This window comes from Kosakonia sp. WA-90, assembly GCF_039871955.1.
Classification (GTDB): Bacteria; Pseudomonadota; Gammaproteobacteria; order Enterobacterales; family Enterobacteriaceae; genus Kosakonia; species Kosakonia oryzendophytica.
Genome location: NZ_JBDPLJ010000004.1, coordinates 133027 through 154252 on the forward strand (window position 1 = coordinate 133027; position 21226 = coordinate 154252).

At 53.2% G+C, this 21226-nt stretch carries 19 protein-coding genes; 16 read left to right on the forward strand and 3 right to left on the reverse strand.

The annotated features are described in order from the left end of the window. Positions 1-165 precede the first annotated feature (165 nt). The 3 genes from tal (at position 166) to ABGA49_RS09560 (ending at position 3251) form a co-directional block, all read left to right on the forward strand. Positions 166-1119 carry a transaldolase gene (gene tal, locus ABGA49_RS09550; protein WP_061497824.1) on the forward strand — a complete coding sequence of 318 codons (954 nt, stop codon included), beginning with the start codon at positions 166-168 and terminating at the stop codon, positions 1117-1119. A 110-nt stretch (positions 1120-1229) separates the two neighbouring features. Further along, entirely contained in the window at positions 1230-1817 is a 588-nt protein-coding gene (mog, locus tag ABGA49_RS09555; protein ID WP_061497822.1) for a molybdopterin adenylyltransferase, read from the forward strand. A gap of 126 nt (positions 1818-1943) precedes the next feature. Further along, entirely contained in the window at positions 1944-3251 is a 1308-nt protein-coding gene (locus tag ABGA49_RS09560; RefSeq protein WP_134318877.1) for an MFS transporter, read from the forward strand. 50 nt (positions 3252-3301) lie between these two features. Here the strand turns inward: ABGA49_RS09560 and satP are convergent, their stop codons facing one another. Further along, positions 3302-3868, reverse strand: a complete 567-nt coding sequence (gene satP, locus ABGA49_RS09565) for an acetate uptake transporter (RefSeq protein ID WP_347665489.1) — start codon at positions 3866-3868, stop codon at positions 3302-3304. 297 nt (positions 3869-4165) lie between these two features. On the opposite strand from satP, the gene dnaK reads away from it, so the two are divergent. The 4 genes from dnaK (at position 4166) to nhaR (ending at position 9565) form a co-directional block, all read left to right on the forward strand. After that, complete coding sequence (gene dnaK / locus ABGA49_RS09570) at positions 4166-6079, forward strand: molecular chaperone DnaK (RefSeq protein WP_061497816.1); 1914 nt, start codon at positions 4166-4168, stop codon at positions 6077-6079. An 85-nt stretch (positions 6080-6164) separates the two neighbouring features. Then, the gene (dnaJ, locus tag ABGA49_RS09575) at positions 6165-7307 is read left to right on the forward strand and encodes a molecular chaperone DnaJ (RefSeq protein ID WP_061497814.1); all 1143 of its coding nucleotides are present in this window, start codon (positions 6165-6167) and stop codon (positions 7305-7307) included. Between the two features lie 164 nt (positions 7308-7471). Continuing rightward, the gene (gene nhaA / locus ABGA49_RS09580) at positions 7472-8635 is read left to right on the forward strand and encodes a Na+/H+ antiporter NhaA (protein ID WP_088237367.1); all 1164 of its coding nucleotides are present in this window, start codon (positions 7472-7474) and stop codon (positions 8633-8635) included. A gap of 30 nt (positions 8636-8665) precedes the next feature. Beyond that, positions 8666-9565 (forward strand): transcriptional activator NhaR, encoded by a 900-nt coding sequence (gene nhaR / locus ABGA49_RS09585; protein ID WP_061497810.1) that lies wholly within the window; start codon positions 8666-8668, stop codon positions 9563-9565. Between the two features lie 47 nt (positions 9566-9612). Here the strand turns inward: nhaR and rpsT are convergent, their stop codons facing one another. Then, positions 9613-9876, reverse strand: a complete 264-nt coding sequence (gene rpsT, locus ABGA49_RS09590; RefSeq protein ID WP_061497808.1) for a 30S ribosomal protein S20 — start codon at positions 9874-9876, stop codon at positions 9613-9615. A 327-nt stretch (positions 9877-10203) separates the two neighbouring features. Between rpsT and ribF the strand changes: the two genes are divergently transcribed. The 6 genes from ribF to rihC all read left to right on the forward strand — a co-directional run bounded on the left by ribF (position 10204) and on the right by rihC (position 17003). Then, positions 10204-11145 (forward strand): bifunctional riboflavin kinase/FAD synthetase, encoded by a 942-nt coding sequence (gene ribF / locus ABGA49_RS09595; RefSeq protein ID WP_061497806.1) that lies wholly within the window; start codon positions 10204-10206, stop codon positions 11143-11145. Between the two features lie 45 nt (positions 11146-11190). Next, positions 11191-14007 carry an isoleucine--tRNA ligase gene (gene ileS / locus ABGA49_RS09600; protein WP_347665490.1) on the forward strand — a complete coding sequence of 939 codons (2817 nt, stop codon included), beginning with the start codon at positions 11191-11193 and terminating at the stop codon, positions 14005-14007. Next, a complete protein-coding gene (lspA, locus tag ABGA49_RS09605) occupies positions 14007-14507 on the forward strand; it encodes a signal peptidase II (RefSeq protein WP_061497802.1) in 501 nt (166 codons plus the stop codon). The genes ileS and lspA overlap by 1 nt, the downstream gene beginning before the upstream one ends. Before the next feature lie 106 nt (positions 14508-14613). Then, positions 14614-15063, forward strand: a complete 450-nt coding sequence (gene fkpB, locus ABGA49_RS09610) for an FKBP-type peptidyl-prolyl cis-trans isomerase (protein ID WP_061497800.1) — start codon at positions 14614-14616, stop codon at positions 15061-15063. Next, positions 15064-16014 (forward strand): 4-hydroxy-3-methylbut-2-enyl diphosphate reductase, encoded by a 951-nt coding sequence (gene ispH, locus ABGA49_RS09615; RefSeq protein ID WP_061497798.1) that lies wholly within the window; start codon positions 15064-15066, stop codon positions 16012-16014. A 74-nt stretch (positions 16015-16088) separates the two neighbouring features. After that, positions 16089-17003, forward strand: a complete 915-nt coding sequence (gene rihC, locus ABGA49_RS09620) for a ribonucleoside hydrolase RihC (protein ID WP_088237368.1) — start codon at positions 16089-16091, stop codon at positions 17001-17003. Here the strand turns inward: rihC and ABGA49_RS09625 are convergent. Further along, a complete protein-coding gene (locus ABGA49_RS09625) occupies positions 17000-17899 on the reverse strand; it encodes a LysR family transcriptional regulator (protein WP_061500189.1) in 900 nt (299 codons plus the stop codon). The two genes, rihC and ABGA49_RS09625, sit on opposite strands and share 4 nt — an antisense overlap. Positions 17900-17998: 99 nt before the next feature. Between ABGA49_RS09625 and ABGA49_RS09630 the strand changes: the two genes are divergently transcribed. The 3 genes from ABGA49_RS09630 (at position 17999) to carA (ending at position 21215) form a co-directional block, all read left to right on the forward strand. Continuing rightward, positions 17999-18628 carry an alanyl-tRNA editing protein gene (locus ABGA49_RS09630; protein WP_347665491.1) on the forward strand — a complete coding sequence of 210 codons (630 nt, stop codon included), beginning with the start codon at positions 17999-18001 and terminating at the stop codon, positions 18626-18628. Between the two features lie 163 nt (positions 18629-18791). After that, complete coding sequence (gene dapB / locus ABGA49_RS09635) at positions 18792-19613, forward strand: 4-hydroxy-tetrahydrodipicolinate reductase (RefSeq protein ID WP_061497792.1); 822 nt, start codon at positions 18792-18794, stop codon at positions 19611-19613. Between the two features lie 453 nt (positions 19614-20066). Further along, positions 20067-21215, forward strand: a complete 1149-nt coding sequence (gene carA, locus ABGA49_RS09640; RefSeq protein WP_134318876.1) for a glutamine-hydrolyzing carbamoyl-phosphate synthase small subunit — start codon at positions 20067-20069, stop codon at positions 21213-21215. The last annotated feature ends 11 nt before the right edge of the window (positions 21216-21226 follow it).

Sequence of the window (21226 nt, forward strand, 5' to 3'; positions counted from 1 at the left end):
TGATATCATCGGGGCAGACCGGTTACATCCCCCTAACTAGTATACTCGTCATACTTCTCGTTCAGGTGCGCTGGCTGCGTTTGTGATTCCGGGTTTCCGGATGACGAATGCGCTGTTGGTCTTAACGTGATTTATTCAGGGTATCGTTTAAAGAGAAACATTATCATGACGGATAAATTGACCTCCCTGCGTCAGTACACAACAGTCGTGGCTGATACCGGAGACATCGCGGCAATGAAGCTTTACCAGCCGCAGGATGCAACAACCAACCCTTCTCTGATCCTTGGCGCTGCTCAAATCCCGGAATACCGCAAGCTGATTGATGATGCGGTGGCGTGGGCGCGTAGCCAGAGCAGCGATCGTGCGCAGCAGGTGGTTGACGCGACGGATAAGCTGGCGGTGAACATTGGTCTGGAAATCCTGAAACTGATCCCTGGTCGTATTTCTACTGAAGTTGACGCCCGTCTCTCTTATGACACCGAAGCCTCTATCGCGAAAGCGAAACGTCTGATCAAAATGTACAACGATGCTGGCATCAGCAACGATCGTATTCTGATCAAACTGGCCTCCACCTGGCAGGGTATTCGCGCGGCTGAGCAACTGGAAAAAGAAGGCATCAACTGTAACCTGACGCTGCTGTTCTCTTTCGCCCAGGCGCGTGCCTGTGCTGAAGCGGGCGTTTTCCTGATTTCTCCGTTTGTTGGCCGTATTCTTGACTGGTACAAAGCCAATACCGATAAGAAAGAGTATGCGCCGGCCGAAGATCCGGGCGTGGTTTCCGTAACCGAAATTTATCAGTACTACAAACAACACGGCTATGAAACCGTGGTGATGGGCGCAAGCTTCCGTAATACTGGCGAAATCATTGAACTGGCGGGCTGTGACCGTCTGACTATTGCTCCGGCATTGCTGAAAGAGCTGTCTGAAAGCGCGGGCAGCCTTGAACGTAAACTGGCGTACACCGGCGACGTGAAAGCACGTCCGGAGCGTATCACCGAAGCGGAATTCCTGTGGCAGCATAACCAGGATCCGATGGCGGTAGACAAACTGGCGGACGGTATCCGCAAGTTTGCCGTTGACCAGGAAAAACTGGAAAAAATGGTTGGCGACCTGCTGTAATCCTCATGCGTGGCCGGGTTCCGGTCACGCTTACTTTTCTCCGCTCTGTTTGACTCTCCCCTCAGCGTGTATCATTTCCGTATATCTCGGTTTTTTTGAACGGAATGAATATGGACACACTACGCATTGGTTTGGTTTCTGTTTCCGATCGCGCCTCCAGCGGCGTTTATCAGGACAAAGGCATCCCCGCTCTGGAAGAATGGCTGGCGAGCGCGTTAACCACGCCTTTTCACATTGAAACCCGCCTGATCCCCGATGAGCAGAGCATCATTGAACAAACCCTGTGTGAACTGGTTGATGAAATGAGCTGCCATCTGGTGCTGACAACGGGCGGAACCGGGCCCGCGCGTCGTGATGTAACGCCGGATGCGACGCTGGCAGTTGCCGATCGCGAAATGCCGGGGTTCGGTGAACAGATGCGGCAGATCAGCCTTCATTTTGTGCCAACCGCGATTCTTTCCCGCCAGGTGGGGGTTATTCGTAAACAGGCGCTGATTCTCAATTTACCCGGCCAGCCGAAGTCCATCAAAGAGACGCTGGAAGGCGTCAAAGCAGAAAACGGCGAAGTGAAGGTGCCTGGTATTTTTGCGAGTGTACCGTATTGTGTACAGCTGCTTGATGGGCCTTATGTGGAGACCAATGCGCAAGTTGTAGCATCTTTCCGTCCTAAAAGCGCAAGGCGCGAAACATTATCCTAAAAAATGGGATTGTATGACATAAGTGATGCCAGTGCTGGAGTGTTGATTTATTTACGATATAGTAATTTTTAATTTACATCGTGCGTAATAATTAAATCAGCACTTCCTCTTTACAAATGGTTGATTATGTCAAATTACACTCGCCCACTGAACCGACAGGACTATAAAACTCTGACCCTTGCCGCACTTGGTGGCGCGCTGGAGTTTTACGACTTCATTATCTTCGTCTTCTTCGCCGCGGTTGTTGGCGAGCTCTTCTTTCCTGCTGATATACCGGAATGGCTGCGCCAGGTACAAACCTTCGGTATTTTTGCCGCAGGTTACCTGGCGCGTCCGCTCGGCGGTATTGTGATGGCGCACTTTGGCGATTTAGTCGGGCGTAAAAAGATGTTTACCCTGAGTATCCTGCTGATGGCGCTGCCGACGCTGGCGATTGGTTTACTGCCAACCTATGCCTCTATGGGGATCCTCGCGCCATTATTACTGCTGCTGATGCGCGTTTTGCAGGGCGCGGCTATTGGCGGTGAAGTGCCGGGGGCGTGGGTGTTCGTTGCTGAACACGTTCCGGCGCGGCGCATTGGCATTGCCTGTGGGACGCTGACTGCTGGGTTGACGGTGGGGATCCTGCTGGGTTCGGTCGTGGCGACGCTGGTGAATACCAGCATGACGCAGCAAGGGATCCACGATGGCGGATGGCGTATTCCGTTCCTGCTCGGCGGGGTGTTTGGTCTGGTAGCGATGTACCTGCGCCGCTGGTTGCAGGAAACGCCGATTTTCCTCGAGATGCAACAACGCAAAGCGTTAGCGCAGGAGCTCCCGGTGAAATCTGTTGTGCTGAAGCATAAGAAAGCGGTGGTGGTCAGCATGCTACTGACCTGGCTGCTATCCGCCGGGATTGTGGTTGTGATCCTGATGTCGCCGGTGTGGCTGCAAAAACAGTACGGGCTTGCTCCGGCACTGACGTTACAAGCGAACAGCGTCGCTACCGTTATGCTGTGTTTCGGTTGCCTTGCCGCCGGACTGCTGGTGGATCGTGTTGGCGCCAGCCGCACCTTTATTGTCGGGAGCATTCTGCTCGCCTGCTCCAGCTGGTTTTTCTACCATCTGGTTGGCCCCCATCCTGAATACCTGTTTTTGCTTTATGGGTTGGTCGGGCTGTGTGTCGGCGTGGTGGGCGCGGTGCCTTTTGTGATGGTACGTGCATTCCCTGCGGAGGTCCGTTTCACGGGCATTTCCTTCTCTTACAATGTTTCCTACGCCATTTTTGGCGGGCTGACGCCGATTGCGGTAACCATGTTGATGGGCGTCTCGCCAATGGCTCCTGCCTGGTATGTGTTGGCGCTATCGCTGATGGGGTTGGCACTGGGGATCTGGTTGCGCCAGGATCTCTACTATGAAGATCGTATTGCAGGGCCTACAGTACAGCAGTCATAAAAAAACGGAGCCACAGGGCTCCGTTCTTATTCATACGATTGCATGACAAATCAGTGTTTTTCACCAATCGGCAATACGGTACGGCCAAACTGTTCGTTGAGCACTTCGCCCATTGCCAGATAAATGGCGCTGGCGCCACATACCAGACCGATCCAGCCAGCGACGTGGACGATGCTTTCGTTATCAGCCAGGTGACCCACAGCCAGCAGAGCAAACAGTACGGTCAGGCTCAGGAACACGAACTGCAGCATGCGCGCGCCTTTCAGGGTGCCAAAGAACATAAACAGCGTGAACACACCCCAAATGCCCAGATAAACGCCCAGGAAGTGGCCGTTCGCCGCATCCGCCAGCCCCATTTTCGGCAGCAGCAGGATAGCAACCAGCGTCAGCCAGAAAGAGCCGTAAGAGGTGAATGCGGTTAAACCAAAGGTGTTGCCTTTTTTGAATTCAAGAAGGCCAGCGAAAATTTGTGCAATACCACCATAGAAAATGCCCATAGCCAGGATAATGCCATCCAGCGGGAACATGCCAATATTGTGCAGGTTAAGCAGAATAGTGGTCATGCCGAAGCCCATTAAGCCCAGCGAAGCCGGATTAGCCAACTTAGTGTTGCCCATAATTCCTCAAAATAAATCAATTTGAATGGTGAAATGAAAAGTCCCCGCATCACTATTGAGGAAGCGAGGCGCGGCATCATAATTAGCGCCAATAAGCCTGTCTATGATCTGAACAGGTGGAAATTAAAAAATTTTTTATCCCTCCCCCTTGATGCGTGACGTTACGACCCCATCTTGTAGTCAACCGCAGTATGTGGGCCTGAAAAAAAACGATACTGGGCAGTTGAAACCGCACGTTTCGCCCTTATTACAGGTTCACAACCACATGTTGACCGAATTTTTAGTGGAGACGTTTAGATGGGTAAAATTATTGGTATCGACCTGGGTACTACCAACTCTTGTGTAGCGATTATGGATGGCACTCAGGCACGTGTGCTGGAGAACGCAGAGGGCGACCGCACCACACCTTCTATCATTGCCTACACACAGGATGGCGAAACTCTGGTGGGTCAGCCGGCTAAACGTCAGGCAGTGACGAACCCGCAAAACACCCTGTTTGCGATCAAACGCCTGATTGGCCGTCGCTTCCAGGACGAAGAAGTTCAGCGTGATGAATCCATCATGCCGTACAAAATCATTGCTGCCGACAACGGCGACGCATGGCTTGACGTAAAAGGCACCAAAATGGCGCCGCCGCAGATCTCTGCGGAAGTCCTGAAAAAAATGAAGAAAACCGCGGAAGATTACCTGGGTGAGCCGGTAACTGAAGCTGTTATCACCGTTCCGGCTTACTTTAACGATGCGCAGCGTCAGGCGACCAAAGACGCCGGCCGTATCGCAGGTCTGGAAGTCAAACGTATCATTAACGAACCGACCGCGGCGGCACTGGCTTACGGTCTGGATAAAGAAACCGGTAACCGTACCATTGCGGTATACGACCTGGGTGGCGGTACGTTCGATATCTCTATCATCGAAATCGATGATGTTGACGGTGAAAAAACCTTCGAAGTTCTGGCAACCAACGGTGATACCCACCTGGGTGGTGAAGACTTCGACAGCCGTCTGATTAACTACCTGGTGGAAGAGTTTAAGAAAGATCAGGGTATCGATCTGCGTAACGATCCACTGGCGATGCAGCGTCTGAAAGAAGCTGCAGAAAAAGCGAAAATCGAGCTCTCTTCTGCACAGCAGACCGATGTGAACCTGCCGTATATCACTGCAGATGCAACCGGTCCGAAACACATGAACATCAAAGTGACTCGTGCGAAACTGGAAAGCCTGGTGGAAGACCTGGTAAACCGTTCCATCGAGCCGCTGAAAGTTGCACTGCAGGATGCTGGTCTGTCTGTTTCCGACATTCACGACGTGATTCTGGTCGGTGGTCAGACACGTATGCCGATGGTGCAGAAAAAAGTTGCCGAATTCTTCGGTAAAGAGCCGCGTAAAGACGTGAACCCGGACGAAGCTGTTGCTATCGGTGCTGCGGTTCAGGGCGGTGTTTTGACGGGTGAAGTGAAAGACGTTCTGCTGCTGGACGTTACCCCGCTGTCGCTGGGTATCGAAACCATGGGCGGCGTAATGACTGCGCTGATCAACAAAAACACCACCATCCCGACCAAGCACAGCCAGGTGTTCTCTACTGCGGAAGACAACCAGTCTGCGGTAACCATCCATGTGCTGCAGGGTGAGCGTAAACGTGCGTCTGATAACAAATCGCTGGGTCAGTTCAACCTCGATGGCATCAACCCTGCTCCGCGCGGTATGCCGCAGATTGAAGTCACCTTCGATATCGATGCCGATGGTATTCTGCATGTCTCTGCAAAAGATAAGAACACCAACCGCGAACAGAAAATCACCATCAAAGCCTCTTCTGGTCTGAATGAAGAAGAGATCGCGAAAATGGTGCGTGAGGCAGAAGCGAACGCTGAGTCCGATCGTAAGTTCGAGGAACTGGTGCAAACCCGTAACCAGGGTGACCATCTGCTGCACAGCACGCGTAAGCAGGTTGAAGAAGCGGGCGACAAACTGCCGGCAGAAGACAAGACTGCTATCGAGTCTGCACTGAGCGCGCTGGAAACGGCACTGAAAGGTGAAGACAAAGCTGATATCGAAGCGAAAATGCAGGCGCTGGCGCAGGTTTCCCAGAAATTACTGGAAATCGCACAGCAGCAGCACGCACAGCAGCAAGCAGGTGCTGATGCTTCCGCGAACAACGCGAAAGATGACGATGTTGTTGACGCCGAGTTCGAAGAAGTAAAAGACAAAAAATAATCGCCCTTATGCAGGGTAGATAACCAGCACGGGCGTCGGAGTTCTCTCCACGCCCGTGCTCGTATGTTAAGGGGCAGATAAACCGATGGCGAAGCAAGATTATTACGAGATTTTAGGCGTTCCGAAAACAGCGGAAGAGCGTGAAATCAAAAAGGCGTACAAACGCCTGGCCATGAAATATCACCCGGACCGCAATCAGGGCGATAAAGAGGCCGAAGCCAAATTTAAAGAGATCAAAGAAGCCTACGAAATCCTGACCGATGCCCAAAAACGTGCGGCTTACGATCAGTATGGCCATGCGGCATTTGAGCAGGGCGGTGGCGGCGGTGGATTCGGCGGCGGCGGTTTTGGCGGCGGCGCGGATTTCAGCGATATTTTCGGCGATGTGTTCGGCGATATCTTCGGCGGTGGCCGTGGTCGCCAGCGCGCGGCACGGGGTGCTGACCTGCGCTATAACATGGACTTAACGCTGGAAGAAGCGGTCCGTGGCGTCACAAAAGAGATCCGCATTCCGACTCTGGAAGAGTGCGATGTGTGTCATGGTAGCGGCGCGAAAGCAGGCACACAGCCGCAGACCTGTCCGACCTGTCATGGTTCCGGTCAGGTGCAGATGCGTCAGGGCTTCTTTGCTGTGCAGCAAACCTGTCCGCATTGCCAGGGGCGCGGTACGCTGATCAAAGATCCATGCAACAAGTGCCATGGTCATGGTCGTGTAGAAAAATCCAAAACCCTGTCCGTTAAAATCCCGGCAGGTGTCGATACCGGCGATCGTATTCGTTTGAGCGGTGAAGGCGAAGCGGGTGAACACGGTGCGCCAGCAGGCGATTTGTACGTTCAGGTACAGGTGAAACAGCACCCGATTTTCGAACGTGAAGGTAACAACCTGTACTGCGAAGTGCCGATCAATTTTGCTATGGCGGCGCTGGGCGGTGAGATTGAAGTACCGACGCTGGACGGTCGCGTGAAGCTGAAAGTGCCAAGCGAAACCCAAACGGGCAAACTGTTCCGTATGCGTGCCAAAGGTGTGAAATCTGTACGCGGCGGCGCACAGGGCGATTTACTGTGTCGGGTCGTCGTAGAAACGCCAGTCGGTCTGAATGAGAAACAGAAACAACTGTTGAAAGATCTGCAAGATAGCTTTGGTGGTCCGACGGGTGAACATAACAGCCCGCGTTCTAAAAGCTTCTTCGACGGTGTGAAAAAATTCTTTGATGATTTGACGCGTTAAGCGAGATCACCAGACATTTATCAGGCCCGGCTTTTGCCGGGTTTTTTTTACGCTTTCTCATTACTCGGAAAAAAGGAGTCTATAAGCAATAATAATCTGTTTTTAGCGAAGAGTTGACGAGCGTAAGATAGCTGCCACGACGTTACAGGGATCGGGAGAATAAGATGAAGTTATTACAACGTTTTTTTAACAGTGACGCCTCCGGCGGCATTGTCCTTATCATTGCGGCAGCGCTGGCGATGTTATGCGCCAACCTCGGCGTTACGCAGGATTTATACAACTCTTTTCTACAAATGCCTGTCGAGCTGAAAGTCGGATCGCTGGAAATCAAAAAAGACATGTTGCTGTGGATCAACGACGCGTTGATGGCAGTCTTTTTCCTGATGGTCGGACTGGAAGTGAAATATGAGCTGGTTGAAGGCACGCTTGCCAGCCGTCAGCAGGCGGTTTTCCCCGTCATCGCTGCACTCGGCGGCATGGTTGCACCGGCGCTGATCTTTTTGTTGTTTAATTTTCACAATCCGCTGGCGAGCCACGGCTGGGCAATTCCTACAGCCACAGACATTGCCTTTGCCCTCGGTGTGCTTGCCCTGTTGGGGAACCGGGTTCCGCCCGTGCTGAAAGTGTTTCTGATGGCGCTGGCCATCATCGATGATCTCGGAGCGATTATCATCATTGCGCTGTTCTATACCAGCGATCTCTCCACCATGGCGCTGGGTGTGGCTGCTGCTGCTATCGTCGTGTTGGCCATTATGAATGCCCTGAATGTCCGTCGTATTGGCCTCTACATGCTGGTCGGTGTTGTACTTTGGACGGCAGTATTGAAATCCGGCGTGCATGCAACTCTCGCAGGTGTTGTCGTTGGCTTTTTTGTTCCGCTGCGTGAAGAGAAAGGTGTTTCACCCTTACATCAACTGGTGGATGCCATTAATCCGTGGGTGGCATGGCTCATTCTGCCGTTGTTTGCTTTCGCCAATGCGGGCGTTTCCATGGACGGCATGTCGATCTCCGGGCTGGCTGATGTGCTGCCCCTGGGAATTATTGCGGGTCTGGTTATCGGTAAGCCACTCGGTATCTCTATTTTCTGCTGGCTGGCGCTACGTGCAAAACTGGCGAAACTGCCGCAAGGCGCGGTATTCAGTCAAATTATGGCTGTGGGCGTGCTGTGCGGTATTGGTTTTACCATGTCTATCTTTATCTCTTCACTGGCCTTCGGCGATGCACATGCGGAGATGATTGCCTGGAGTAAACTGGGCATTCTCACCGGTTCTGTCATCTCGGCAATACTCGGTTATTGCCTGTTACGTACGCGCATTGCCCGCCCTTAATGCCTGGCGTCGGCAGGGAGTGAATCATCGATGTCTTATATTAATTACAATCATTTGTATTATTTCTGGCATGTTTATCGTGAAGGCTCCGTCGTTGGCGCGGCGGAGGCACTCTGGCTGACGCCGCAAACTATCACCGGGCAGATCAAAGCGCTGGAAGAGCGGTTGCAAGGCAAACTCTTTAAACGTAAGGGGCGTGGGCTGGAGCCGACAGAACTGGGTGAATTGGTGTTTCGCTATGCGGATAAAATGTTCACCCTGAGTCAGGAAATGCTGGATACCATTAATTACCGTAAAGAGTCCAATTTGCTCTTTGATGTGGGGGTCGCCGATGCGCTCTCTAAACGGCTGGTGAGTGGGGTGCTGGACGCTGCCGTACAGGACGGGGAACAAATTCATCTGCGCTGTTTTGAGTCTACCCACGAGCTGCTGCTTGAGCAATTAAGCCAGCATAAACTGGATATGATCATCTCTGATTGCCCAATCGATTCCACGCAACAAGAGGGGCTCTTTTCCGTGAAGATTGGTGAATGCAGCGTCAGTTTTTGGTGTTGTAATCCGCCGCCGCAAAAACCATTCCCGTTTTGCCTGGAAGAACGTCGTTTATTGATACCTGGCCGACGCTCAATGCTCGGACGCAAGTTGTTGAACTGGTTTAACGTCCAGGGGTTACAGGTGGAAATCCTCGGGGAGTTTGACGATGCCGCGTTAATGAAGGCGTTCGGTGCAGCGCATAACGCAATTTTTGTCGCACCATCGCTGTATATTCACGACTTTTATGCGGACGAGCGCATGGTAGAGATAGGGCGGGTGGATAATGTGATGGAGGAGTATCACGCCATTTTCGCGGAACGGATGATCCAGCATCCGGCGGTGCAGCGCATTTGTAATCGAGATTACTCAGGGCTCTTCTCACCTTTACGGAAATAAAAAACCCGCCAGGAGGCGGGTTTTTCACAAAGCCAACAAGCGGGCGATTAAGCCAGTTTGCTGATCTGCGCGGCCAGGTTAGCCTTATGACGCGCTGCTTTGTTTTTGTGGATCAGACCTTTAGCGGCCTGACGATCCACGATCGGTTGCATTTCGTTAAATGCATTCTGCGCAGCGGCTTTGTCGCCAGCTTCAATTGCAGCGTACACTTTCTTGATGAAAGTACGCATCATTGAGCGACGGCTAGCGTTGTGCTTGCGAGCCTTTTCAGACTGAACGGCGCGCTTCTTAGCTGATTTGATATTAGCCAAGGTCCAACTCCCAAATATGATCTATATGGACAATTCAAAGGCCGGGGAATATGCCCTTTTAGCCTTCTTTTGTCAATGGATTTGTGCAAATAAGCGCCGTTAATGCACGACGCTACGTTACGTAGTGATGGCGCAGGATTCTAACAGCTTGCGTGTCGCGAATACAGCTTTTCCACCAGAAAAATCGCTATCAAGGCCAGATTTTCATACCTACAGGACACAGCCTGATGAAATCCTTCTCCTTTCTGCTTTGTTAAGGCAATCGTCGGTTAACGTCGCACGCTGTACAAGGTATAATCCGACGATTTTCACTGTTTTGAGCCAGACATGAAGCTGATACGCGGCATACATAATCTCAGCCAGGCACCGCACGGGTGTGTGCTGACTATTGGTAATTTCGATGGCGTCCACCGTGGCCATCAGGCGTTATTACAAGGGCTTGGCGAAGAAGGCCGTGCTCGTGGGCTACCCGTGGTGGTGATGATTTTTGAACCACAACCGCTGGAACTGTTTGCTGGCGAAAAAGCGCCTGCACGCCTGACGCGTTTGCGGGAAAAGCTGCGTTGGCTGGCGGAATGCGGCGTGGATTACGTGCTGTGCGTGCGTTTCGATCGCCGTTTTGCAGCGCTGACCGCACAAACGTTTGTCAGCGATCTGCTTGTCGATCGTCTTGGCGTGAAATTTCTCGCCGTCGGTGATGATTTCCGCTTTGGCGCTGGTCGCCAGGGGGATTTCTTGTTATTACAGAAAGCGGGCGAGAAGTATGGCTTTGACGTTATCAGCACACAAACCTTTTGTGAAGGCGGTACTCGCGTAAGCAGCACGGCGGTGCGGCAGGCGTTGGCTGACGATAACCTCGAACAAGCTGAAACGTTACTGGGCCATCCTTTCAGCATCTCCGGGCGCGTGGTGCACGGCGATGAGTTGGGGCGGACGATAGGTTTCCCGACGGCGAATTTACCGCTGCGTCGTCAGGTCTCCCCGGTTAAAGGGGTGTATGCGGTAGAAGTGGCTGGACTGGGCGATACTGTCCTTCCCGGCGTTGCCAATATCGGCACTCGCCCGACAGTCTCTGGTGTACGTCAGCAACTGGAAGTGCATTTGCTGGATGTTGTAATGGACCTCTACGGGCGCCATATAGATGTAGTACTGCGTAAAAAATTACGCAATGAGCAGCGATTTGCCTCCCTCGATGAATTGAAAGCGCAAATCGCCCGAGATGAGGTAGCGGCCCGCGAGTTTTTTGGGCTATCTAAACCGGCTTCTTAAGGCCTGGTGGTATTAATCAAACCGAAATACGGAACCGAGAATCTGATGAGTGACTATAAATCTACCCTGAATTTGCCGGAAACAGGGTTCCCGATGCGTGGCGATCTCGCCAAACGCGAGCCGGGGATGCTGGCGCGTTGGACTGATGATGACCTGTACGGCATCATCCGTGCAGCGAAAAAAGGCAAAAAAACCTTCATTCTGCATGATGGCCCTCCTTATGCGAATGGCAGCATTCATATTGGTCACTCGGTTAACAAGATTCTGAAAGACATTATTGTGAAGTCCAAAGGACTCGCAGGATATGACTCGCCTTACGTTCCGGGCTGGGACTGCCATGGCTTGCCGATCGAGCTGAAAGTGGAGCAGGAGTTCGGGAAACCGGGCGAGAAGTTCACCGCCGCCGAGTTCCGCGCCAAATGTCGCGAATATGCAGCCACGCAGGTTGAAGGTCAGCGCGCTGATTTTATCCGCCTTGGCGTGCTGGGCGACTGGTCGCACCCGTATCTGACGATGGACTTCAAAACCGAAGCTAACATCATTCGTGCGCTGGGGAAAATCATTGGCAATGGCCACCTGCATAAAGGCGCGAAACCGGTGCACTGGTGCGTTGACTGCCGCTCTGCGCTGGCGGAAGCGGAAGTGGAGTATTACGACAAAACCTCTCCGTCCATTGATGTTGCATTCCACGCGGTTGATCAAGCTGCGGTAAAAGCCAAATTCGGCGTATCGTCGGTTAATGGCCCGATTTCGCTGGTTATCTGGACCACCACCCCATGGACACTACCAGCCAACCGCGCGATCTCCCTCTCACCAGAATTCGACTATGCGTTGGTGCAGGTTGATGGTCAGGCGCTGATCCTGGCGAAAGATCTGGTTGAAAGCGTAGCAAAACGCATCGGCGCTGCAGACTACGCTGTTTTGGGCACCGTGAAAGGTTCTGAACTGGAACTGATGCGCTTTAAACATCCGTTCCTCGACTTTGATGTGCCAGCGATCCTGGGCGATCACGTTACGCTGGATGCCGGTACCGGTGCGGTGCATACCGCCGGCGGTCATGGCCCGGACGACTACACCATCAGCCTGAAATACGGTCTGGAAATTGCTAATCCGGTCGGCCCGGACGGCGCGTATCTGGCCGGGACCTATCCTGCGCTGGATGGCATCAACGTCTTCAAAGCCAACGACATCATCGTCAATATGCTGCGTGACAGCGGCGCACTGTTGCATGTCGAAAAACTGCAGCACAGCTATCCGTGCTGCTGGCGTCACAAGTCGCCGATCATCTTCCGTGCGACGCCGCAGTGGTTTGTCAGCATGGATCAAAAAGGCCTGCGCGCGCAGTCTCTCAAAGAGATCAAAGGTGTACAGTGGATCCCGGACTGGGGCCAGGCGCGTATCGAATCCATGGTTGCTAACCGCCCTGACTGGTGTATTTCGCGTCAGCGTACCTGGGGCGTGCCGATGTCGCTGTTTGTTCACAAAGACACGGAAGAGCTGCATCCGCGTACTGAAGAGCTGATTGAAGCCGTTGCTAAACGCGTTGAAGCGGAGGGGATCCAGGCATGGTGGGATCTCGATCCTCGTGACATCCTGGGTGACGATGCTGACAATTATGTGAAAGTGCCGGACACGCTGGACGTCTGGTTTGACTCCGGTTCAACCCATGCTTCCGTTGTGGATGTGCGCCCGGAATTTGCCGGTCATGCGGCGGATATGTATCTGGAAGGTTCGGATCAGCATCGTGGCTGGTTTATGTCTTCCCTGATGATTTCTACGGCAATGAAAGGCAAAGCGCCATACCGCCAGGTGCTGACACACGGTTTCACCGTTGATGGCCAGGGCCGCAAAATGTCCAAATCCATCGGCAACACCGTGTCGCCGCAGGATGTGATGAATAAGCTGGGTGCAGACATTTTACGTCTGTGGGTGGCGTCGACCGACTATACCGGCGAAATGGCGGTGTCGGACGAAATCCTCAAACGTGCCGCCGACAGCTATCGTCGTATCCGTAACACCGCGCGCTTCCTGCTGGCGAACCTGAACGGTTTCGACCCGGTAAAAGATATGGTGCAGCCGGAAGAGATGGTGGTGCTGGATCGCTGGGCGGTTGGCTGCGCGCAAGCAGCGCAGGAAGATATCCTGAAAGCATACGAGTCCTACGACTTCCATGAAGTGGTACAGCGTCTGATGCGCTTCTGCTCCATCGAGATGGGCTCGTTCTACCTCGACATCATCAAAGACCGTCAGTACACCGCAAAAGCAGACAGCGTTGCGCGTCGTAGCTGCCAGACCGCGCTGTATCATATCAGCGAGGCGCTGGTGCGCTGGATGGCACCGATCCTGTCCTTCACCGCTGATGAAATCTGGGGATACCTGCCGGGCGATCGTGAGAAGTATGTTTTCACTGGTGAGTGGTACGAAGGCCTGTTTGGTCTTGCTGAAACCGAAGCCATGAACGATGCCTTCTGGGACGAGTTGCTGAAAGTCCGCGGCGAAGTGAACAAGGTGATTGAACAGGCGCGAGCTGACAAGAAAGTCGGTGGTTCTCTGGAAGCGGCGGTAACGCTGTTTGCCGAACCTGAGCTGGCGGCGAAGCTGACAGCGCTGGGGGATGAATTGCGATTTGTCCTGTTGACCTCGGGTGCGAAAGTTGCGGATTATGCCACGGCTTCTGCGGACGCCTGGCAGAGCGATGTGCTCAAAGGGCTGAAGGTCGAATTAAGCAAAGCCGAAGGTGAGAAATGCCCGCGTTGCTGGCATTACACTACCGATGTCGGTCAGGTGGCGGAACACGCAGATATCTGCGGACGCTGTGTAAGCAACGTCGCCGGTGACGGCGAAAAACGTAAGTTTGCCTGATGAGTAAACCGATCCTTTCAACAGGGCTGCGCTGGCTATGGCTGGTCGTGGTTGTGCTGATTATCGATCTGGGCAGTAAATACCTGATCCTCCAGAACTTTGCTCTGGGGGATACGGTTTCTCTGTTCCCGTCTCTTAATCTGCATTATGCGCGTAACTATGGTGCCGCATTCAGTTTTCTGGCTGACAGTGGTGGCTGGCAGCGCTGGTTTTTCGCGGGTATCGCTATAGGCATCTGCGTGGTGTTGGCGGTGCTGATGTACCGGGCGAAAGCCTCGCAGAAACTGAATAACATCGCTTATGCGCTGATTATCGGTGGTGCGTTGGGTAACCTGTTCGACCGTTTGTGGCATGGTTTTGTCGTCGATATGATCGATTTCTATATGGGCGACTGGCATTTTGCTACGTTTAACCTTGCTGATACCGCGATCTGTATCGGTGCGGCGTTGATTGTGCTGGAAGGTTTCTTACCCTCCGCGGCAACGAAAAAACAGGCGTAATCCGTCAAAGCAGTGCAGGCCCGGTTGTGGGCCGGATAGCGTTGTGTCATCCGGCAATGAAATGCAACCGGGCAGTATCACTGCTCAAAACATAAGAGCAACCTGCATGTCTAAATCCGTACAAAGCGATAGCGCAGTGCTGGTGCACTTTACGCTGAAACTTGAAGATGGCTCTCTTGCTGAGTCAACCCGCAATAACGGCAAACCGGCGTTGTTTCGCCTTGGTGACGGTTCACTTTCCGAAGGGCTGGAACAACATCTGCTGGGTTTGAAGGCCGGTGAGAAAAAAGCGTTCTCTCTCGAGCCGGACGCCGCATTTGGTACGCCGAGCCCGGACCTGATCCAGTATTTCTCCCGTCGCGAGTTTATGGACGCCGGTGAACCTGAAGTCGGTGCGATTATGCTTTTTACGGCAATGGACGGCAGTGAAATGCCCGGCGTGATCCGTGAAGTCAACGGCGACTCTATTACCGTTGATTTTAACCACCCGCTGGCGGGCAGAACCGTCCATTTTGATATCGATGTGCTGGAAGTCGATCCAGCGCTGGAGGCATAAATGCAGATCCTGTTGGCTAACCCGCGCGGTTTTTGCGCCGGGGTTGACCGCGCTATCAGCATTGTTGAAAACGCGCTGGCCATCTACGGTGCGCCGATTTATGTGCGCCATGAAGTGGTGCATAACCGCTACGTCGTTGATAGCCTGCGCGAGCGTGGCGCTATTTTTATTGAGCAGATCAGCGAAGTGCCGGATGGCGCGATCCTCATTTTCTCCGCCCACGGAGTTTCCCAGGCGGTGCGTAATGAAGCAAAAAGTCGCGATCTGACTGTCTTCGATGCGACCTGTCCGCTGGTCACCAAAGTCCATATGGAAGTTGCTCGTGCCAGTCGACGCGGCGAAGAGGCGATTCTGATTGGTCATGCTGGTCATCCGGAAGTGGAAGGAACTATGGGCCAGTACAGCAACCCGGAAGGGGGCATGTATCTGGTGGAATCGCCGGAAGATGTCGGAACGCTGAATATCAAAGACGCGGGCAAGCTGTCATTTATGACGCAGACCACACTTTCAGTCGATGACACGTCTGCTGTGATTGATGCGCTGCGTGAGCGTTTCCCGCAGATTGTTGGCCCGCGTAAAGACGATATCTGCTATGCCACCACCAACCGTCAGGAAGCCGTGCGTGCGCTGGCTGAGCAGGCCGAAGTGGTGCTGGTCGTCGGCTCGAAAAACTCCTCCAACTCCAACCGCCTTGCTGAGCTGGCGCAGCGTATGGGGAAACGGGCATATCTGATTGATGACGCGTCTGATATTCAGGAAGTCTGGGTGCAAAACATTGCCTGCGTTGGCGTGACGGCAGGCGCATCCGCACCGGATATTCTGGTGCAGCAAGTGATTGCGCGTTTACAGGCGCTGGGTGGCGGCGAGGCCATTCCGCTGGAAGGGCGTGAAGAGAATATTGTTTTCGAAGTGCCAAAAGAGCTGCGCGTGGATGTTCGCGAAGTCGAATAACGTTTTTACCCGTGCCTTATGCGAAGATGCCAGACTCAGTCTGGCATTTTTTTTAATAATCTTGTGGAGGTGTTATGCGCCAGCCGATCATTCTCGACACCGACCCCGGCATTGATGATGCTGTTGCCCTTGCTGCGGCCTTGTTTGCGCCGCAGTGCGATCTCAGGTTAATCACCACCGTTGCCGGCAACGTTTCGCTGGAAAAAACCACCCGTAACGCGTTGCAACTACTGAATTTCTGGCAGGCCGACATTCCGCTGGCGCAGGGGGCGGCAACACCTTTGCTGCGACCTCTTTACTGTGCAGCCGATGTCCACGGCGAGTCCGGAATGGAGGGATACGACTTTGTTGAGCACCCGCGCCAGCCGCTGGCGAAACCGGCATTTCAGGCGATCCGCGACGTGCTACTGGCATCGCCGGAGCCGATAACGCTGGTCACCATCGGCCCGCTCACCAACATTGCGCTATTGTTGTCGCACTATCCGGAGTGCCAGTTCAACATCCGCCGACTGGTGATGATGGGCGGTTCCGCCGGGCGCGGCAATTTTACTCCGAACGCTGAGTTTAATATTGCTGTCGATCCGGAAGCCGCCGCCCGCGTGTTTAACAGCGGTCTGGAGATTGTGATGTGTGGGCTGGACGTCACCAACCGGGCGACATTAACCCCCGAGTTTCTGGCGACGCTGCCCACGCTAAACCGCACGGGCCACATGCTACACGCGCTGTTTAGCCACTACCGCAGCGGCAGCATGACAACGGGATTGCGGATGCACGATCTCTGTGCGATTGCCTGTCTGGTTCGCCCTGAGTTGTTTACGCTGAAATCCTGTTTTGTGGCGGTAGAAACCCAGGGACGTTATACCGCAGGGACCACCGTGGTGGATCTTGACGGCAAGCTTAATCAACCGCCAAACGCACGGGTAGCGCTGGACATCGACATAAACGGTTTTCGCCACTGGGTGGCGGAAGTGCTGGCACTGGCACCCTAAGAGGCCATTTTTTCAGTCAGGTAATCGATCATTGCCCGCATGCGGGCGGGCATATGTTTGTTACGCGCCCACAGTAGCCACAGTTCTCCGGTATAGCTGCTGATGAATTCCCATTCCGGCAGGAGTTGCACAATCTCGCCGCTGTTGAGTGATTCGCGGGCGGTAAACAGTGGCAGGCTGCCAATACCAAGATGTTGCTTAACAGCATCCAGTCGCACGCCAGTGTGATTCGCGGCATAACGTCCCCGTGTCTGAATGGTTTCCACGTTGTCGCCGCGACAGAATTTCCAGCGTGAATCCGTTGGCGTCTCGCCAAGGCTTATACAGCTGTGGTCGCGCAATGCCTGCGGGTGAGTTGGCGTACCATGCTGGCGCAAGTATTCCGGTGTCGCGCAGATAACGTGCGTCACTGGCATCAGTGTTCTGCCATAGAGTCCGGGGGAGGGAGAATGGGTTATGCGCAGCGCCAAATCAACGCCATCGTCGATCAAATCCATATAGCGGTCTTCAAGCCGCAAACAGATATCCACTTGCGGGTAGCGCTGAAGAAACTCAGGTATCAGCGGGTGAATAACAAAACGACCAATGGCTTTGGGAACGCTGACGGTCAACTTACCCTGCGCGATGCTCTGCATACTGCTACCAGAATCCATGGCCTGGCGTGCGGCATCCAGCATCTCCACTGCATGGTCATATACCATTTTTCCAGTGGCGCTGAGCGCCAGTTTGCGGGTGGTACGGTGCAACAACTTATTGCCTAACTCACGTTCCAGTCGCGTAACGCTACGGCTGATTGCCGAGGGTGTCGCGCCTGACAAGCGAGCGGCAGCGGAAAAACTGCCCTGATCAACGATGCAGACAAACGTCGCAAGATCCGGAAGCAGGCTCAGATTCAGATTCATTTGTGCGTCTCAGGCAAAAGTGCATTGAATGGCGATGTAATTATCGCTGCCAGTGAATTGAATATACTCTGCCTCTTGAGAGGAGGACACCCCATGACTGAACGCCTTTATTACACCAGCGATGTGCTGGAATGTACTGCACAGGTGCGACGCTGCGATCAACAAAGCGAAGAGCACTATGCAATTGTGCTCGATAAAACAATTTTTCATCCGCAGGGCGGGGGACAGCCCGCCGATAAGGGATGGATCGCCGGGATGCCGGTTGAGACTGTTTTGCAACAAGGTGATGACGTTGTGCATATTCTGGCCCAGCCATTGGCGGCAAATGCGGTCAGGTTAGAAGTCGATGCCCTGTGTCGGGCACTGCATGCGCGTCTGCATTCCGCCGGGCACCTGATTGGTTATGCCGGAGAGCAGTATGGCTGGCGGCCCGTAAAAGCGCACCACTGGCCGGGGGAAGGGCGCATCACCTTTGCTGCCGGGGAGAATGCCCGCGAACCGGAGATTCAGTGGCTGGATGAGTTCATTGAAGGCTGGCGGTCTGCGGCATTGCCCCGTCATATTGCCTTTGAAGATGGGCGTCGCAAAGTGCGCTTTGGCGATCTCCCTGCCTATGATTGCGGCGGTACGCATGTCGCTTCGCTGGCTGAACTGGGTTCGGTGGTGATCGGTAGCGTTAAAATGAAAAAAGGTCAGCTTATCGTCAGTTACACGGTGCAATAAGCCATAACGTCTGAGTCTGCTTCGTCGTATCATGCCTTTTACTGATATTTCTGGCTGTATATCATTAAATTCTAATTATCGGCGTTTTCGGCTGGTGGCCCCGTCGCGGGCTGGTTAATCTGGAAACGATTCTCACGCATTTTTTTAACAAAAGAGTACAACTATGCATGATGCACCAATCCGCGTAGCCATCGCGGGCGCTGGCGGGCGTATGGGCCGTCAGCTGATTCAGGCGGCACTGGGAATGGAAGGCGTGGAGCTTGGCGCCGCGCTGGAGCGCGAGGGATCTTCCCTGTTAGGCAGCGACGCGGGCGAACTGGCCGGTGTGGCTAAAACAGGCGTAGCCATACAGAGCAGCCTTGAGGCGGTAAAAGATGATTTTGATGTGTTTATCGACTTCACTCGTCCGGAAGGAACGCTGAACCATCTCGCTTTCTGCCGTCAGCATGGCAAAGGCATGGTCATCGGTACCACCGGGTTTGATGATGCAGGTAAGCAGGCAATCGCTGATGCTGCGCAGGAGATAGGGATTGTTTTTGCCGCGAACTTCAGCGTAGGCGTAAACGTCATGCTGAAGCTACTGGAGAAAGCAGCAAAAGTGATGGGCAACTATACCGATATCGAAATCGTTGAAGCCCATCATCGTTACAAAGTCGATGCCCCGTCAGGTACCGCGCTGGCAATGGGCGAAGCGATTGCGCAGGCACTGAATAAAGATTTAAAAGAGTGCGCCGTGTACTCCCGCGAAGGTCACACCGGCGAACGTGTTCCAGGCACAATTGGTTTTGCGACCGTGCGTGCAGGCGATATCGTCGGCGAACATACGGCAATGTTCGCCGATCTTGGCGAACGTGTCGAGATTACGCATAAAGCTTCAAGCCGCATGACGTTCGCTAATGGCGCAGTGCGCTCCGCTTTGTGGCTGAAAGGAAAAAATAAGGGCCTTTTTGATATGCGAGACGTGCTTGATCTCAATAATTTGTAAGTTTATTACCCATCGTGATGTGGTTGTTGCAGTCATAGTGACTTGATTGCAAAGGGCAATATTTTATTGCCCTTTTATTTTTTCCATTTCAAGGTGATTTTGCCGAGAGTCATCTAAAATTATCAATCTTCCCCGTATTTTTTGTTTCATAATTGTAAATTTTGACCATCTGGTCTACTTTTTACGTTATGGCACAACCCGTAAGCAATTTTCTTGCGGCGCAAGCGTTTTCCTGGACGGTTTATGTGATCTTTTTGTCTGTTAAAGCCAGTAAACAAAGGCAGTGGCGTAAAAGAATAAGAAAAATATGCGAGATAAGTTGACTTTTAACCGACATCTCTCCAGAATGCCGCCGTTTGCCAAAAATCCACGGCCAGCAAATTTGCATTGATTCATCATCTGCATTTGAATTAATATGCAAATAAAGTGAGTGAATATTCTCTGGAGGATGTTTTGATTAAGTCAGCGCTATTGGTTCTGGAAGACGGAACCCAGTTTCACGGTCGGGCCATAGGGGCAACGGGCACGGCGGTTGGGGAAGTCGTTTTCAATACTTCAATGACCGGTTATCAAGAAATCCTCACTGATCCTTCCTATTCCCGCCAAATCGTCACTCTTACTTATCCCCATATCGGTAATGTCGGCACCAATTCCGCTGACGAAGAATCCTCTCAGGTACATGCGCAAGGCCTTGTCATTCGTGACCTGCCGCTGATTGCCAGCAACTTCCGCAATACCGAAGATCTCTCTTCTTACCTGAAGCGCCATAACATTGTGGCCATTGCTGATATTGATACCCGTAAGCTGACCCGTTTGCTGCGCGAAAAAGGTGCGCAAAACGGCTGCATTATCGCAGGCGACAATGTTGATGCCGCTGTGGCGCTGGAGAAAGCGAAAGCCTTCCCGGGCCTGAACGGTATGGATCTGGCGAAAGAAGTGACCACCGCAGAAACCTACAGCTGGACACAAGGAAGCTGGACACTGGCGGGCGACCTGCCGCAGGCAAAAAAAGAGAGTGAATTGCCGTTCCATGTAGTGGCTTATGACTACGGTGCGAAACGCAACATCCTGCGCATGCTGGTGGACAGAGGCTGCCGCCTGACGGTGGTTCCGGCGAAAACGCCTGCCGCAGATGTCTTGAAACTCAATCCGGATGGGATTTTCCTGTCTAACGGTCCTGGTGACCCGGCGCCGTGTGACTACGCTATCGACGCGATTAAAACGTTCCTTGAGACGGAGATTCCGGTGTTCGGCATCTGTCTCGGCCATCAGTTGCTGGCGCTGGCGAGCGGTGCGAAAACTGTGAAAATGAAATTTGGTCACCACGGCGGTAACCACCCGGTAAAAGATATCGATAACAACACGGTGATGATTACCGCGCAGAACCACGGTTTTGCCGTCGACGAAGCCTCTATGCCTGCTAACCTGCGCGTAACGCATAAATCGCTGTTCGATGGCACGCTGCAGGGGATTCATCGCACCGACAAACCGGCATTCAGTTTCCAGGGGCATCCGGAAGCAAGCCCGGGGCCGCACGATGCCGCGCCGCTGTTCGACCATTTTATCGAGTTAATTGAGCAATACCGCAACACCGCCAAATAATCAGGAGAACA

Coding starts and splice junctions, on each gene's coding strand:
- tal (WP_061497824.1), top strand. CDS start 166: ATGACGGATAAATTGACCTCCCTGCGTCAGTACACAACAGTCGTGGCT.
- mog (WP_061497822.1), top strand. CDS start 1,230: ATGGACACACTACGCATTGGTTTGGTTTCTGTTTCCGATCGCGCCTCC.
- ABGA49_RS09560 (WP_134318877.1), top strand. CDS start 1,944: ATGTCAAATTACACTCGCCCACTGAACCGACAGGACTATAAAACTCTG.
- satP (WP_347665489.1), bottom strand. CDS start 3,868: ATGGGCAACACTAAGTTGGCTAATCCGGCTTCGCTGGGCTTAATGGGC.
- dnaK (WP_061497816.1), top strand. CDS start 4,166: ATGGGTAAAATTATTGGTATCGACCTGGGTACTACCAACTCTTGTGTA.
- dnaJ (WP_061497814.1), top strand. CDS start 6,165: ATGGCGAAGCAAGATTATTACGAGATTTTAGGCGTTCCGAAAACAGCG.
- nhaA (WP_088237367.1), top strand. CDS start 7,472: ATGAAGTTATTACAACGTTTTTTTAACAGTGACGCCTCCGGCGGCATT.
- nhaR (WP_061497810.1), top strand. CDS start 8,666: ATGTCTTATATTAATTACAATCATTTGTATTATTTCTGGCATGTTTAT.
- ribF (WP_061497806.1), top strand. CDS start 10,204: ATGAAGCTGATACGCGGCATACATAATCTCAGCCAGGCACCGCACGGG.
- ileS (WP_347665490.1), top strand. CDS start 11,191: ATGAGTGACTATAAATCTACCCTGAATTTGCCGGAAACAGGGTTCCCG.
- lspA (WP_061497802.1), top strand. CDS start 14,007: ATGAGTAAACCGATCCTTTCAACAGGGCTGCGCTGGCTATGGCTGGTC.
- fkpB (WP_061497800.1), top strand. CDS start 14,614: ATGTCTAAATCCGTACAAAGCGATAGCGCAGTGCTGGTGCACTTTACG.
- ispH (WP_061497798.1), top strand. CDS start 15,064: ATGCAGATCCTGTTGGCTAACCCGCGCGGTTTTTGCGCCGGGGTTGAC.
- rihC (WP_088237368.1), top strand. CDS start 16,089: ATGCGCCAGCCGATCATTCTCGACACCGACCCCGGCATTGATGATGCT.
- ABGA49_RS09630 (WP_347665491.1), top strand. CDS start 17,999: ATGACTGAACGCCTTTATTACACCAGCGATGTGCTGGAATGTACTGCA.
- dapB (WP_061497792.1), top strand. CDS start 18,792: ATGCATGATGCACCAATCCGCGTAGCCATCGCGGGCGCTGGCGGGCGT.